Source organism: Streptomyces sp. V4I2 (assembly GCF_030817655.1).
Lineage (GTDB): Bacteria > Actinomycetota > Actinomycetes > Streptomycetales > Streptomycetaceae > Streptomyces > Streptomyces plumbiresistens.
On sequence record NZ_JAUSZM010000003.1, the window covers coordinates 9569012 to 9582187 of the forward strand.

At 72.4% G+C, this 13176-nt stretch carries 16 protein-coding genes; 11 read left to right on the forward strand and 5 right to left on the reverse strand.

Annotated features, from left to right (window positions below; all coding sequences use genetic code 11):
* Positions 1-78: 78 nt before the first annotated feature.
* Together QFZ76_RS44650 and QFZ76_RS44655 are read left to right on the forward strand one after the other, a co-directional pair.
* Complete coding sequence (locus tag QFZ76_RS44650; RefSeq protein WP_307679053.1) at positions 79-561, forward strand: hemerythrin domain-containing protein; 483 nt, start codon at positions 79-81, stop codon at positions 559-561.
* 51 nt (positions 562-612) lie between these two features.
* Positions 613-1089 (forward strand): MarR family winged helix-turn-helix transcriptional regulator, encoded by a 477-nt coding sequence (locus tag QFZ76_RS44655; protein ID WP_307679054.1) that lies wholly within the window; start codon positions 613-615, stop codon positions 1087-1089.
* On the opposite strand, the gene cofC is transcribed toward QFZ76_RS44655, so the two are convergent.
* Together cofC and QFZ76_RS44665 are read right to left on the reverse strand one after the other, a co-directional pair.
* Positions 1059-1733, reverse strand: a complete 675-nt coding sequence (gene cofC, locus QFZ76_RS44660; protein WP_307679055.1) for a 2-phospho-L-lactate guanylyltransferase — start codon at positions 1731-1733, stop codon at positions 1059-1061. The genes QFZ76_RS44655 and cofC overlap by 31 nt on opposite strands.
* A gap of 4 nt (positions 1734-1737) precedes the next feature.
* Entirely contained in the window at positions 1738-2199 is a 462-nt protein-coding gene (locus QFZ76_RS44665; RefSeq protein ID WP_307679056.1) for a nuclear transport factor 2 family protein, read from the reverse strand.
* 120 nt (positions 2200-2319) lie between these two features.
* Between QFZ76_RS44665 and QFZ76_RS44670 the strand changes: the two genes are divergently transcribed.
* A complete protein-coding gene (locus tag QFZ76_RS44670) occupies positions 2320-2574 on the forward strand; it encodes an acyl carrier protein (protein ID WP_266451339.1) in 255 nt (84 codons plus the stop codon).
* Here the strand turns inward: QFZ76_RS44670 and QFZ76_RS44675 are convergent.
* Positions 2556-3566 carry an acyltransferase domain-containing protein gene (locus QFZ76_RS44675; RefSeq protein ID WP_307679057.1) on the reverse strand — a complete coding sequence of 337 codons (1011 nt, stop codon included), beginning with the start codon at positions 3564-3566 and terminating at the stop codon, positions 2556-2558. The two genes, QFZ76_RS44670 and QFZ76_RS44675, sit on opposite strands and share 19 nt — an antisense overlap.
* A 176-nt stretch (positions 3567-3742) precedes the next feature.
* On the opposite strand from QFZ76_RS44675, the gene QFZ76_RS44680 reads away from it, so the two are divergent.
* From QFZ76_RS44680 to QFZ76_RS44705, 6 genes are all read left to right on the forward strand, one after another.
* Positions 3743-5008, forward strand: a complete 1266-nt coding sequence (locus QFZ76_RS44680) for a beta-ketoacyl synthase (protein WP_307679058.1) — start codon at positions 3743-3745, stop codon at positions 5006-5008.
* Entirely contained in the window at positions 5005-6291 is a 1287-nt protein-coding gene (locus QFZ76_RS44685) for a ketosynthase chain-length factor (RefSeq protein ID WP_307679059.1), read from the forward strand. Before QFZ76_RS44680 ends, QFZ76_RS44685 begins: the two co-directional genes overlap by 4 nt.
* 86 nt (positions 6292-6377) lie before the next feature.
* Positions 6378-6632 (forward strand): acyl carrier protein, encoded by a 255-nt coding sequence (locus QFZ76_RS44690; protein ID WP_266451343.1) that lies wholly within the window; start codon positions 6378-6380, stop codon positions 6630-6632.
* Positions 6633-6649: 17 nt separating this feature from the next.
* Positions 6650-7441 (forward strand): SDR family NAD(P)-dependent oxidoreductase, encoded by a 792-nt coding sequence (locus tag QFZ76_RS44695; protein WP_307679060.1) that lies wholly within the window; start codon positions 6650-6652, stop codon positions 7439-7441.
* 59 nt (positions 7442-7500) lie between these two features.
* The gene (locus tag QFZ76_RS44700; RefSeq protein WP_307679061.1) at positions 7501-8496 is read left to right on the forward strand and encodes an aromatase/cyclase; all 996 of its coding nucleotides are present in this window, start codon (positions 7501-7503) and stop codon (positions 8494-8496) included.
* Positions 8497-8507: 11 nt separating this feature from the next.
* Positions 8508-9446, forward strand: a complete 939-nt coding sequence (locus QFZ76_RS44705; protein WP_307679062.1) for an MBL fold metallo-hydrolase — start codon at positions 8508-8510, stop codon at positions 9444-9446.
* Positions 9447-9530: 84 nt separating this feature from the next.
* Here the strand turns inward: QFZ76_RS44705 and QFZ76_RS44710 are convergent, their stop codons facing one another.
* The gene (locus QFZ76_RS44710; RefSeq protein WP_307679063.1) at positions 9531-10667 is read right to left on the reverse strand and encodes an acyl-CoA dehydrogenase family protein; all 1137 of its coding nucleotides are present in this window, start codon (positions 10665-10667) and stop codon (positions 9531-9533) included.
* Positions 10668-10744: 77 nt separating this feature from the next.
* Entirely contained in the window at positions 10745-11416 is a 672-nt protein-coding gene (locus tag QFZ76_RS44715) for a TetR/AcrR family transcriptional regulator (RefSeq protein WP_307679064.1), read from the reverse strand.
* Positions 11417-11549: 133 nt separating this feature from the next.
* Between QFZ76_RS44715 and QFZ76_RS44720 the strand changes: the two genes are divergently transcribed.
* Positions 11550-12017 (forward strand): nitroreductase family deazaflavin-dependent oxidoreductase, encoded by a 468-nt coding sequence (locus QFZ76_RS44720; RefSeq protein WP_307679065.1) that lies wholly within the window; start codon positions 11550-11552, stop codon positions 12015-12017.
* A gap of 5 nt (positions 12018-12022) precedes the next feature.
* Complete coding sequence (locus QFZ76_RS44725) at positions 12023-13090, forward strand: aldo/keto reductase (protein ID WP_307679066.1); 1068 nt, start codon at positions 12023-12025, stop codon at positions 13088-13090.
* Positions 13091-13176: the final 86 nt, after the last annotated feature.

Here is a 13176-nt window from a genome sequence, read left to right on the forward strand (position 1 = left end):
TGATTGACGGGAGTCCGCGGACGTCTGTAGCCTCACAGATGAGTTTGCTTTGAAAACAAACTTTTCTCGGAGGTCTCCATGCCCGTTCCTCAGGACATCGACAGCCGTGCCGCCGGCCGGCAGCTGCTCATCGGACACCGGGAACTGCGCGCGCAGCTCGCGGCGCTGCGGGCCGCGCTCGACGAGGAGGACGGGCTCACGGCGGCCGTGAGCGGCACCGGCGAGGGCGCCTCCCTCGTCCAGCAGTTACGGGCCCGCTGCCTGGAATACTGCGTGGGACTGCACCACCACCACACCATGGAGGACGGCGCCTTCCCCGTCTTCGAGCAGCGCTATCCCGAGATCGCCCCCGTCATCGAGCGGCTGCGCGAGGAGCACCGGCAGGTGGCCGCGGGCCTCGACCGGCTCAGCAAGCTCGTGGAGAACGACGACGGCCAGGACCTGACGTGGCTGCGCGCGGAGTTGGAGCGAACGGTGGCCGGCCTCGAGGAGCACTTCGTCTACGAGGAGACGTACCTGCTGCCCGCCCTGGGGGTGACCGCGCCCGGCCCCACCTCGTAGGACGGCGCCGCACCAGGGTCCGGTACCGTGGCTGACCTGGAGGTCGAAGCGATGTCAGAGGAGCCGGACGCGGGGAACCGCCTCACCACCGAAGAGGCGGTACGGGCGATGCTGGTCAGCCTGCCCCGGCTGGTGTCCCGCGCCAAACGGGCCCCCGTGCCCGAACAGCTCCGCTCCCTGCGGCTGGCGCCCAGGCACCTGTCGTTGCTGTCCTGTCTGCTCTTCGACGGACCCACGTCCGTCAAGGACCTCGCCGCCCGGCTAGAGGTCGCGCCGACCACGGTCAGCCTGATGGTCAGCGACCTCCAGCGCCAGGGCGTCGTGGAGCGGCACTCCGATCCCGGCGACCGCAGGCGCAGCATCGTCTCGCTCTCCGAGGACCCCGGCACCCGCGCGGCCGTCGACGCCTGGCTGGCCAGCGGGGCCAGGGCCTGGCACAAGGTCTTCGACGATCTCAGCCCGCAGGATCGCGCGACCTTCGTACGCGCCATCCAGAGCTACGAGGAAGCGGTCGAGGAAGCACCCTGAACGGGATCGGCCACCGGGTACCGCGCCTTCCGCAGACGGAACAGCGCCGCCGTGTACGGCCCCACCCCTCGCAGCGCCACGCGTGCCAGGTCCTCCGGGGTGTCCACATCGAGCCGGATACCGCAGTCGCTCGGCATCTCGACGGGGAACGCCCCGCTCAGGGCGTGCCGGTGTCCGGAGCCGGAACCGAAGGCGGGCGCGAGACCGGCGGTGGTGAGCGCCGTCAGGACGGTGGTTCCCTCACCGGTGTGGTCGGCGACGAAGGCCCGCCGATGGTGGCGTGCCTCCCGCAGGACCTGGTCCAGCTCCTGCGGACGCAGGCCCGGCAGGTCGGCGGTGAGCACCGCCACCGGGCCTTCCGGGCCCACCGCACGGCACTTGGCGGCCCCGAGGCGCACGGCGGCGTTCAGGCCGACACCGGGTGCGTCCGGGCAGACCACCGCTCCCAGGGTGCGGGTCTGCGCGGCGGCCAGCGGATCGGCCGTCACCACCACGACCGTACGGACCCCTTCGGTGTTGCGTACCGCCCACAGTGTGTCCAGGAAGAAGGCGTGGGCCAGTTCGTGGCGCCACGGGCCCAGCCCCGCCGCGAGCCGGGACTTGGCCCTGCTGAACGGCTTGACCGGGATCACCACCGACCACACGTGCTCAGCCCTGCGCCCGGGCGCGCAGCACGAGGTCGTCCCGCTCGATGACCCGGGAGCGGTTGCGCAGCACCCCGCCCACCCGGACCAGGGTGTCCCGGACGAAGCAGGTCGGCTCCACCAGCACGGAACCCTGCACGGAAGTGACCGTCACCGTCGCGTAGTAGCTGGTCGACACCGTGCCGTCGTCGGCTTCCTCGACCGTCATCATGTCGAACCAGTGCCGGGGCTGCGCGCCGTCGAACCGGCCCGCCGCCGCCCGCGCGCCTGCCTCGATCGCCTCCGGGCCGACCAGCTCGGTGCCGCCCGCGAGAGCGAACACCGCGTCCGCGACGAACGTGGCGGCGAAACCGCCGAAGTCGTCTGTGTCCATCCGGTGCATCTGCCGGGCGTAGAACTGTGTCACCTCCACGTACAGCTCGGCGGAGGGAAGCTTGGGACCGTTCACCAACTCGTCAGTGGTCATGGCCCGATGCTGCGGTCGCCGACTGGAGGCAGGATCGAGCGGTGCCGGAGCCGACGGCGTCCGGCTGCCGTCGAGCCGGTCTCCAGCCCCCGTCGAGTGCGACCGCACAGTGTGTGCCGCATGGCCACCTTCACCATCACCGAGTTCCAGGGCATCGTGAACGCCTGCTTCGACGGAACCACAGCTGAGGAGATCAAGGATTCCACGCTGCACACCGAGTTCACCGACCTGGGTTTCGACTCGCTCACCGTCTACGAGATCGTGACCCGCATTCAGGACGACTACGCGGTCACCGTGCCCGACGAACAGCTCGACGAACTCACCACCCCCGCCGCCCTCATCCAGTACGTCCAAGGTCAGCTCACCGCCGTGTGATCGCGCTGGTCCCCCAACCGGTGCACCGCCTCGGCGAAGACCGTCGCGTCGGCCGGGCCACCGGCGTCCCGGCCGGCGGCCAGCAGGGGGACGACCTCGCTGGCGCCATCCCGCACCGCGGGGTGGTGCCGCGCCGGGGCGCTCAGGCTCCGGTCCGCGGAGCCGTCGAGCAGCACCAGCCCCGGCCGCCTTCCCCAGGCGTCCAGCAGTGCGCGCAGAGCCGGCCAATACCGCACCGGGGCGGCCAGTTGCCCGCCCCAGAAGTGCGGATCCCGCGCCTGCTCCGAGGTCACCGCGACCCCCGTACGGGTGGACACCACGGTGCTGCCCGGCCGCGGAGCACGCGGCCCGAATTCCGCCAGCGCCGCACCGAAACGCAGCGCGGCCCCTGCCATGACAGGGCTGTGGAAGGCGTGCCCCGAACGCAGCGCGCGCACCAGGAACCCGCCGTCCCGCAGCCGTCGCTCCAAGGCGGCCAGCGCCTTTGCGGGTCCCGCCAGCACCGTCTGACGCGGTCCGTTGAGCGCGGCGACGGCCACATCAGGGCCCAGATCCCCGGGCAGTTCCCCCTCCGGCGCCGCCACCGCGAGCATCCCGCCGTGCCCGCTGTCCTCCAGCGCCCGGGAGCGGGCGGCGGCCAGCGCGCCGACGTCCGCCGGATCGAAGACGCCCACCAGGCAGGCCGCCGCCAACTCGCCCACACTGTGGCCGAGCAGCAGCCCGGGAGGTCCCGCCGCCGCCCCCACCGCACGTCCCAGTGCGTGTCCCACGGCGAGCAGCAGCGGCTGCGCCACCGCGGACTCGTCCAGCTCCGGATTGGGCGCCGGGCGCAGCCACGCCGACCGCAGCCGGGCCCCCGCCGCGCCGAGCCGGCCGAAGAACTCCTCCATGGGCGCGGTGAATTCCTCCTCCACCCCGTACAGTCCGGCGGCCATGCGTTCCCGCTGCGCGCCCTGTCCGGGCAGCAGCAGCACACTTCGACGGTGCTCCACGGAACCCTCCTCGCCTCGGCCGCCGGCACCTCCGGCGGGCGGGCCGAGCCTGTCCGTCCCGTCTCGACCTGGAGTGGACCGCCGCTGGACCGGCGCCATGGGGCCGCCAGCCGAATTCGAGCGGTGGTCGAGGAGCTGCGCCGACAGTCGGAGGCAGCCGAACGAGGGGCAGGACAGTGAACCGAAGTGTCGCAATCACCGGGATAGGCGTCGTCGCGCCGGGCGGGGTGGGCAAGAAGGCCTTCTGGGACCTCCTGGTCTCGGGCCGTACCGCCACCCGCACCATCTCCTTCTTCGACCCCTCCCGTTTCCGCTCCCAGGTCGCCGCCGAAGTCGACTTCGATCCCCGGCGGAGCGGACTCAGCCCGCGGGAGATCAGGCGGCTGGACCGGGCCGCACAGTTCGCCGTGGCCAGCGCCCGGGAGTGCATGGCGGACAGCGGCCTCGAATTCGTCCAACTCGATCCGCACCGCACCGGGGTGAGCGTCGGCAGCGCGGTCGGCGGCACCACGGGACTCGAACGCGAGTACCTCGTCCTCAGCGACAGCGGCCGGCTGTGGGAGGTGGACAGCGACTACGTGTCGCCGCACCTCTTCGACGCCTTCGTGCCCAGTTCCCTGGCGGCCGAGGTGGCCTGGACCGTGGGCGCCGAAGGCCCCGCCACGGTGGTCTCCACCGGCTGCACCTCCGGGCTGGACTCCGTGGGCTACGCGCGGGACCTCATCGCCGAGGGCACCGTCGACGTCATGATCGCCGGGGCGGCCGACACCCCGATCTCCCCGATCGCCGTCGCCTGCTTCGACGCGATCAAGGCCACCACCCCCCGCAACGACGACCCCGAGCACGCCTCCCGGCCCTTCGACCGCACCCGCAACGGCTTCGTACTCGCCGAGGGCGCCGCCATGTTCGTCCTGGAGGAGCTGGAGCACGCACGGGCCCGAGGCGCCCATGTCTACGGGGTGATCGGCGGCTACGCCACCCGCTGCAACGCCTACCACATGACGGGCCTGCGGCCGGACGGCCACGAGATGGCCGAGGCCATCCGGCACTCACTCGACCAGGCGCGGCTCGACCCCTCTCTCGTCGACTACGTCAACGCGCACGGCTCGGGCACCAAGCAGAACGACCGGCACGAGACGGCCGCCTTCAAGGAGACCCTCGGGCAGCACGCCTACGAGGTGCCGATCAGCTCCATCAAGTCCATGGTCGGGCACTCGCTGGGCGCCATCGGCTCCATAGAGATCGCCGCCTGCGCGCTCGCCATGGAGAACGGCGTCGTCCCGCCCACCGCCAACCTCCACGAAGCCGACCCCGAATGCGACCTGGACTACGTGCCGAACGAGGCCCGGGAGCACGGCGTGGACGCCGTCCTCAGCGTGGGCAGCGGTTTCGGCGGCTTCCAGTCCGCCATGGTCCTCACCCGAGAGGAGACCGCGCGATGACACTCGCCACCTCCGCGGCCCAGGAGACCCCCGAGCGCACCGAACGGCCGACCGCCGTCATCACCGGCATCGGCGTCGCCGCCCCCAACGGCCTGGGCACCGAACAGTGGTGGCAGGCCACGCTGAGCGGCGCGAGCGGTATCGGACCGGTCGTCGACTACGACGCCTCGCGCTACCCGTCCCGGCTGGTCGGGCGGATCGCGGGCTTCGACGCGGCCGAACACATCCCGGGCCGGCTGCTGCCGCAGACCGACCGGGTGACCCGGCTGGCCCTCGTCGCGGGGGCCGAGGCGCTGTCCGACGCCGACGCGGACCCCGCCGAACTGGCCGGACAGGACGGATACGGCGAGTACGGCTGCGGGGTGGTCACCTCCAACGCCACCGGTGGATTCGAGTTCACCCACCGGGAGATCCGCAAACTGTGGACCCAGGGCCCGCAACAGGTCAGCGTCTACGAGTCGTTCGCCTGGTTCTACGCGGTCAACACCGGCCAGCTGTCCATCCGCCACAAACTGCGCGGACCCAGTGGCGTCCTCGTCTCCGAACAGGCGGGCGGCCTCGATGCCATCGGCCAGTCCCGCCGTACCCTGCGCCAGGGCGTCAAGCTGTCCCTGACCGGCGGCATGGACTCCTCCCTCGACCCCTGGGGCCTGGTCTCCCACCTCGCGAGCGGCCGGCTCTCCCGCTCCGACGACCCCGCCACCGCCTACCTGCCCTTCGACACCCGCGCCGCGGGCCAGGTGCCCGGCGAAGGCGGCGCGATGCTCGTCCTCGAAGAGGAGACGGCGGCCCGCGCGCGCGGCGCCCGGGTGTACGGCGAGATCGCCGGGTACGCCGCCACCTTCTCCCCCCGGCCGGGTTCGGGACGCCCTCCCGGTCTCGAACGCGCCGCACGGCTCGCCCTCGCCGACAGCGGGCTGCCCGTCGAGGCCGTGGACGTGGTCTTCGCCGACGCCGCGGGGCTGCCCGTCGCCGACGACGAAGAGGCCGCGGCACTGCGCTCCCTGTTCGGCCCCTACGGCGTGCCGGTCACCGCCCCGAAGACCCTCACCGGCCGGCTCTACGGCGGTGGGGCCCCGCTCGACGTGGCCGCGGCCCTGCTCGCCCTGCGCGACGGCGTCATCCCGCCCACCGCGGGAATCGACCGGCCGGTGCCCGAGCACCGTCTCGACCTGGTGCGCGGCGCACCCCGCGACGCACCGCTGCGCACCGCCCTGGTGCTGGCGCGGGGGCACGGCGGTTTCAACGCCGCAGTGGTGGTCCGCTCGGCCCGGGCCGCCTGACGTCCGATCCCCGCCCCACTCCCGACCCACTCCCGCCCACTCCCGACCTGACCCCAACTCATTTTCACAAGCGAGGAGTTCACCTCATGACCATCACCCTCAACGACCTGGTCCGTGTGCTCACCGAGTGCGCCGGCGCCGACGAGGACGTCGCGCTCACCGCCCAGAAGCTGGACGTCCCCTTCACCGACCTCGGCTACGACTCGCTGGCGCTGCTGGAGACGGCGGCCCTGATGAAGCAGCGGTTCGGGGCCACGCTCACCGACGAGGACGTCACCGAGATCGAGACGCCCCGGGAGTTCCTCGACCGGGTCAACCACGCCGCGGCCCAGGCCGCCTGAGAGAGCGGGCCGACACCATGGAGCAGATACAGGCCCCCCGGGGCACCGCCGTCGTCACCGGAGCGACCCGGGGCATCGGACGATCCGTCGCGGCCTCCCTGGGCGCGCTCGGGCATCCCGTCTATCTCTGCGCCCGGGACGGGGAGGCCCTCGCCCAGACCGTCAAGGAGCTCCGGGAAAGCGGGGTGACGGCCGACGGAACCGTGTGCGACGTGACCTCGGCCGACAGCGTGCGGCAGTTCGTCCAGTCCGCCGTCGACCGCTTCGGTCCGGTGGAGGTTCTGGTGAACAACGCCGGGCGCAGCGGCGGCGGCGTCACCGCCGAGGTCTCCGACGAACTCTGGTTCGACGTCATCAACACCAACCTCAACAGCGTCTTCCTGGTCACCAAGCAGGTGCTGACCACGGGCCGGATGCGTGAGCTCAAGAAGGCCAGGATCGTCAGCATCGCCTCCACGGGCGGCAAGCAGGGCGTCGTGTTCGGGGCGCCCTACTCGGCCTCCAAGCACGGCGTGGTCGGGTTCACCAAGGCCCTGGGCCTCGAGCTGGCCAAGAGCGGCATCACCGTCAACGCGGTCTGCCCCGGCTATGTGGAGACGCCCATGGCGGGCAACGTGCGCGAGCACTACGCCCACATCTGGAACACCACCGAGGCCGAGGTCCTCGAGCGGTTCAACGCCAAGATCCCCCTCGGCCGCTACACCGACCCCGACGAGGTCGCCGCGATGGTGGCGTATCTGGTCTCGGACGCTGCGGCGGCCGTCACCGCACAGGCGATCAACGTCTGCGGCGGCCTCGGGAACTACTGATTCGCCCAGGCCATCACCGAGACGCCTCGGCCATCACCGACATGGAGGAGAACCACCGCGTGGACACGCAGACGCACGTAAGGACCGCGGAGGGCCCCACCCGGTCCGCCGAGCACGTGACCGAGCTGGCCGCGTCGGCCCGCCGCGCCTACGGGCTCATCGAGGACGTCGGCCGCTGGCCGCTGCTCTTCGCGCCCTGCATCTGGTCCCAGCAGCTGGACCGCACCGGGAATGTCCAACGCATCCGGCTGTGGGCGGTGGTCGGCAACGAGGTACGCAGCTGGACCTCGCGGCGGGTGCTCGACCCGGCGAGCAACCGCATCGACTTCGCACAGGAGAACCCGGCCGCGCCGCTCACGGAGATGACCGGTCACTGGCGGTTCGAGGACCCCTCGCCCGACAACCCCGGCCGACTGGAACTCGGGCACCGCTGGACCACCGCCGGCGATCCGCACGCGGCCGACCGCATCGCCGCCGCGCTGGACTCCAACAGCACCGCGGAGATCGGCGCCCTCCGCACCTGGGCGGAGCGCCCCGAGGGGCCGGACGAGCTGATCCTCAGCTTCAGCGACCACGAGCTCGTGGCCGCACCGGTCGCGGAGGTCTACGACTTCCTGTACCGCGCCGACCTGTGGCCGAAGCGGCTGCCGCATGTCGCCGGGCTCGACGTGGAGACCACCCCGGCCGACGCCGCCACCGCGGGCGCGGAGGTGCAGACCATGGACATGGAGACCTCCGCCGCGGACGGCAGTACGCACCTGACCCAGTCGGTACGGCTGTGCTTCACGGACGAGCGGATCGTCTACAAGCAGACCACCCCGCCGCGCGGACTGCTGGCGCACTCCGGCGAGTGGCTCTTCAGTAGCCGGCCGGAGGGCACCCGGGTCACCGCCTGGCACACGGTGGCCCTCGACCCCACCGCGGTGGAGAGCGTGTTCGGACCGGGCACCACCCTGGCCGAGGCGCTCCGCAAGGCCCGGGACATCATCGGCGCCAACAGCCGGGGCACCCTTCGGGCGGCCCGCAGCCATCTCGAGCAGGGGGCCGCCGAGTGAGCGGTCACACCGTGACCGGGGCAACCCGGCCCTTTGCCCCGGCAAGGCTGGAAGAGCTGGCCGACGGCGTGTTCGCGTACATACAGCCCGACGGCGGCTGGTGCGTCAGCAACGCGGGCATCCTGCTGGAACCGGGGCGGGGAGGTGGGCCCGTGCTGGTGGACACGGCCGCCACCCAGGCTCGGGCGAGTGCCATGCGGGCCGCCCTCGGCGGGCTCACGCCCGAGTCTCCCCGGCTGATCGTCAACACCCACTTCCACGGCGACCACACCTTCGGCAACGCCGCACTGGCGGGCCCGGGGACCGTCGTCGTCGCCCACGAGGACACCCGTACCGAGATGGAGGCCGCCGGACTCGGACTGACCGGACTGTGGCCCGACGTCGAGTGGGGTGGCATCCAGTTGCGGCTCCCCGACCTGACGTACCGTCAGTCGTTGACCCTCCATCAGGGCGAGCGCCGGATCGAGCTGATCCATCCGGGCCCCGCGCACACCACCAACGACACGCTGGTGTGGCTGCCCGAGGAACGCGTGCTGTTCGCCGGCGACGTCGTGCTTCCCGGCTGTACGCCCTTCGTGCTGATGGGCTCCGTCGCCGGGTCCCTCGCCACCCTGGAGCTCATACGGAAGCTGGAGCCACGGACCGTCGTCGGCGGCCACGGACCCGTCAGCGGCCCCGAGTCGCTGACGCAGACCGAGGAGTACTTCCGCTGGCTGACGGAGCGGGCCACCGAGGGCAGGGCGGCGGGGCTGACGCCGCTCCAGCTCGCCCGCGAGACGGGGCCCGGCCCCTTCGGCGACCTGCGCGATCCGGAGCGGCTCGTGGCCAACCTGCACCGCGCCTACGCGGAACTGGCCGGCGAAGCGCTCGGCAGCGCCCTCGACGTGGTGTCGGTCTTCGGCGAGATGGTCGCGTACAACGGCGGTGTACTTCCCCTCTCGCACGCCTGAGCGCCGCTTCGTCCAAGAGCCCTCCGACGGAAGAGCCGGCCGAGCCCTCCAGGGCCCGGCCGGCTCTTCCGCGGTGCGTGGTCGCTACCGCGCCGCCACCGCCGAACTGCCGGTCTCCGTGGTCCACAGCCGGCCCTCGGCGTAGGCCAGTGCCGCCGATTCGAACTGGAGCGCGACGTGGGTGGCCGAGGTGTTGACATCCCGCCAGTAGCGCTGCAACGGGGCGCCTTCCCCGTAACCCGTGGTCCCGCCGTTCGCCGCGAGCCGGTTGACCGCGGAGGCCAGCATCCGCACCGACAGGGCGGTGTCGCGCAGATTGCGCCGGGTCTGCTCGGGCGTCACCTCGGCACCCAGGTCGGCGACGCGCGCGCACCGTTCGAGCAGCAGCCGCGCGGCGTCCGTCTCCCCGGCCGAGTGGGCCAGCACGCCCGCGAGCGCCTCACGGCTGGGGCCGGGCGCCTGGGGCCGCGCGAGCGCGGCGCGTGCCTTGGCCTCCGCGTAGGTGGACCACTGGGCGAGTGCGCCCTCGGCGGCGCCCAGCAGCGGCCCGGCGAAGGAGAGGCCGTTGGCCGCTTCCAGCGGCACGGTGTGACAGGGTGCCGCGGACGCCGTGGGGCGGCCCGTCAGCAGGTCGGCGCGGGCGAAGCCGCGCCGCTCGGGAACGAACACGTCGGACGCGACCACCGTGTGGCTGCCGGTGGCCCGCATGCCGACGCTCTCCCAGCTCTCCACGACCTCCACCGCGTCCCGGGGCACCGCGAAGACCCGGGGCCCAGCTCCGTCCGGCAGCGTGCCGCACAGCAGCAGCCAGTCCGCGTACGCCACAGCGCTGATGTAGGGCCAGCGCCCGGACAGCGTCCAGCCGCCGGCGGCGGGGGTGGCCTTCCCGAAGGGGGAGAGGGACCCGGCGACCAGCGCGTCGGGTCCCTGCGCCCACACCTCCCGGTAGCCGTCGGCGGGCAGATAGGCCGCCATCCGGCCCAGGTTGGCGGCCAGCGAGGCGCACCAGGCGGTCGCGGGACAGGCCGCGCCGACCCGTGCCACCGCCTCGGTGAGCTCCGCGAAGGTGCCCTCGGCGCCGCCGCATTCCCGGGGTACGAAGTGCCGGGCGAAGCCGACCTCGACCAGCAGTTTGACCACGTCCGGTTCGAGCCCGCGGGCTACCTCGGCCCGTCGCGCGGATTCGGCGGCTTGTTGGGCCAGTTCCTCGGTGTCCAGCATCCTTGCGCCTCCCATGGACCGCCTCGTGCGGGGAAGCAGCCGTGGGCATGGACGTCGCGCTCCAGGCGGCCATGCCGTCAGCGGCGTGCGTTCGCGCACCCGTCGTCCGCCACGCTCCCGTCGTCCGCTGGAAGGCGCCTGGAGGCCTGCTCGACAGGGGGCACCGCCGCTTCCGGCTGCAGCGTGCCGCGCAGCAACTGGTCGAAGCCGGTCTTGATCCGCTCCGGGGAGAAGCCCCTGGCCCGGCACTGGTGGTCGATCAGGCTGGGCGCGAAGGGGGCCAGCAGCGCGTCGGCCAGAAAGGCCGCGTCGGCGTCCGGGCACAGTTCGGCGATCAGGCGGGTGGCATGCGCGTGCTGAAAGGCGTAGGAGTCGCTGACGAAGCGCGCGGGCGGCGAGCTGGACTCGGCGAGCAGCAGCAGTTCGCGCTGCCCGACCGAGAGGTCGACGAGCGCGTGCAGGAAGGCGCGCAGCCGGTCCCCGGCGTCGGCTCCCGGCCCCAAGGGGGGCGGGCCCTCCAGCACCCGGGTCCGGAACAGCTGATGCTGTTCGTCCAGCAGCGCGAAGACCAGTCCGGCGCGGTCGCCGAAGCGGCGATAGACCGTGCCCACGCCCACGTCGGCCGCCCGGGCCACCTCGTCGAGGGAGAGTCGCTCCGCCGCCCCGGCGGCCACCAGACGGGCGGCCGCGGCCAGGATCTTCTGTCGGTTGCGCGCCGCGTCGGCGCGTTCGGCGGGGGCTGCGGACATGGCCGTGAGCATAGTTCGCCGCTGCTCCAGCGGCGTGCGAGGACGTTGCTTGCGAGACGGAAGTCTCTCCGCTTAGTCTCGACGCGCACCGATATGGAGAAGTTTCCGTTTGTCTCGCCGAGAGGAAGCCCCCGTGGTTCTGGACCAGTTCGACCCCGCGCCCACCACGCCCGCCGAGGATGACCCGGGCAGCTACAACCTCCCGGTCATGCAGCAGTTCCGGGAGAACGGCGGCAAGGTCGGCGGCCCCTTCGAGGGCGGCTCGCTCATCCTGCTCACCACCAAGGGAGCGAAATCCGGTGTGGCGCGCACGGTGCCCACGCTCTACTTCGCCCAGCCCGACGGCAGCCTGCTGATCTTCGGCAGCAACGGCGGTGCGGACACCCACCCCGCCTGGTACCACAACATCAAGGTGAATCCCCGGGTGACCGTCGAGACCGGCCAGGAGACCTACTCGGCCCTCGCGACGGAGGTGCCGCCCGGGAGCGAGGAGCGCGACCGCCTCTTCGCCGAGGCCTCCGCCGAGGTACAGGCCTTCGCCGACTACCAGGCCCAGACCGAACGGAAGATCCCCCTGGTCCTGCTGAGCCGGAAGGACTGATCGCCGTGCGCTACACGCTCCTCGGCAGGACCGGCGTCCGGATCTCCCGGCTGGCGCTGGGCACCATGACCTTCGGCGACGACTGGAAACTCCCCGAGGCGACGCGCGCGCAGCTCTTCGACCAGTACGCCGAGGCCGGCGGCAACTACCTCGACACCGCCAACGAGTACGGCGACGGCTCGGCGGAGACGACGCTCGGCAAGCTGCTCGCGGGGCGCCGCGACGAGTTCGTCCTCAGTACCAAGTACACGATGCAGATGCTGCCCGGCGACCTCAACTCCGCGGGCAACCACCGCAAGAACCTGGTGCGTTCGCTGGAGGCGAGCCTGCGTCGGCTCGGCACGGACCATGTGGACATGCTGTGGGTGCACGCCCGCGACACCCTCACCCCGGTGCCCGAGGTGATGCGCGCGCTGGACGACCAGGTGCGCGCGGGCAAGGTGCTCTACGTCGGTGTGTCCGACTGGCCCGCGTGGGAGGTGGCCCAGGCCAACACCCTGGCCGAGCTGCGCGACTGGTCGCCCTTCGCGGGACTCCAGATCAGGTACAACCTGCTGGAGCGCACCGTCGAGCGTGAACTCCTCCCGATGGCGCACGCCTTCGACCTGCCGGTGTTCGCCTGGGGCCCGCTGGCCGACGGGCGGCTCACCGGCAAGTACCTGCGGTCCGAGGAGGGGCGGCTGGACCACGTGGCCTGGGGGCAGGGCGGTACCGGTCCCGGCGACGACGTCGTCGAGGAGACCGTCCGCGTCGCCGAGGCCGCCGGCCGCAGCCCCGCCCAGGTGGCGCTGGCCTGGCTGCTGTCCCGGCCCGGGAACGTGGTGCCGATCCTCGGCGCCACGAAGCCCGAGCAGCTCGCCGACAACCTGGGGGCCACCGAGGCGCTGCTGGAGGACGAGTGGCTGGCGGGCCTGGACCGGGTCAGCCGGGTGGAGCCGGGCTTCCCGCACGACTTCCTGCGCTTCCCGGCGATGCGGGACGCCATCTACAGCGACGGCTGGCAGCAGGTCGAGGACCGGCGGACGACCGTACGGCGGGTGCCGGCCGACGACCAGTACGGGGCCGCCCGATAAGCCGGACCCGAAGGGAACACGCGGAATCACGCGGGATCACACGCCAGTGCGGCGGAGGGGGCAACCGGCCCCCTCCGCCGCACTGG

What these genes read in the sequence shown, in the direction of transcription:
- QFZ76_RS44650 (WP_307679053.1), top strand. Translation starts at nt 79, where the DNA reads ATGCCCGTTCCTCAGGACATCGACAGCCGTGCCGCCGGCCGGCAGCTG.
- QFZ76_RS44655 (WP_307679054.1), top strand. Translation starts at nt 613, where the DNA reads ATGTCAGAGGAGCCGGACGCGGGGAACCGCCTCACCACCGAAGAGGCG.
- QFZ76_RS44665 (WP_307679056.1), bottom strand. Translation starts at nt 2,199, where the DNA reads ATGACCACTGACGAGTTGGTGAACGGTCCCAAGCTTCCCTCCGCCGAG.
- QFZ76_RS44670 (WP_266451339.1), top strand. Translation starts at nt 2,320, where the DNA reads ATGGCCACCTTCACCATCACCGAGTTCCAGGGCATCGTGAACGCCTGC.
- QFZ76_RS44685 (WP_307679059.1), top strand. Translation starts at nt 5,005, where the DNA reads ATGACACTCGCCACCTCCGCGGCCCAGGAGACCCCCGAGCGCACCGAA.
- QFZ76_RS44690 (WP_266451343.1), top strand. Translation starts at nt 6,378, where the DNA reads ATGACCATCACCCTCAACGACCTGGTCCGTGTGCTCACCGAGTGCGCC.
- QFZ76_RS44695 (WP_307679060.1), top strand. Translation starts at nt 6,650, where the DNA reads ATGGAGCAGATACAGGCCCCCCGGGGCACCGCCGTCGTCACCGGAGCG.
- QFZ76_RS44710 (WP_307679063.1), bottom strand. Translation starts at nt 10,667, where the DNA reads ATGCTGGACACCGAGGAACTGGCCCAACAAGCCGCCGAATCCGCGCGA.
- QFZ76_RS44715 (WP_307679064.1), bottom strand. Translation starts at nt 11,416, where the DNA reads ATGTCCGCAGCCCCCGCCGAACGCGCCGACGCGGCGCGCAACCGACAG.